Genomic DNA, 314 nt, shown 5'->3' with positions numbered 1-314 from the left:
AGACGCGGGCAGTATTGCGGTTGGCGAAGTGATTAGCGCCGTTGACGAATCCGTCGACGCGACCCGTTGCCAGGGTAAAGGCGGCTGCCAGGGCGGCGATAAGTGCCTGACCCACGCGCTGTGGCGCGATCTGAGCGACCGTCTGACCGGCTTCCTGAACAACATCACCCTGGGTGAACTGGTGAATAACCAGGAAGTTCTGGACGTGTCGGGTCGTCAGCAAAGCCAGGAATCACAGCGCAGCACCCGTTCGCAGGACGCCATCGACGTTAAACTGCGCGCGTAATTAAAAAGATAAGTATTCAGAATCAGGC

At 58.0% G+C, this 314-nt stretch carries 1 protein-coding gene; it reads left to right on the top strand.

The annotated features are described in order from the left end of the window. Positions 1 to 286: Rrf2 family transcriptional regulator (locus ACO0LB_RS20780; protein WP_423052627.1), on the top strand; the 286-nt coding region annotated here is incomplete at its 5' end. Positions 287 to 314: the final 28 nt, after the last annotated feature.

Origin of the sequence: Undibacterium sp. SXout7W (assembly GCF_049339385.1) — a bacterium.
In the GTDB taxonomy this organism is placed as follows: Bacteria; Pseudomonadota; Gammaproteobacteria; order Burkholderiales; family Burkholderiaceae_D; genus Undibacterium.
The sequence above is the reverse complement of the archived record's forward strand: the minus strand, read 5'-3'. Positions and strand labels throughout refer to the sequence as shown.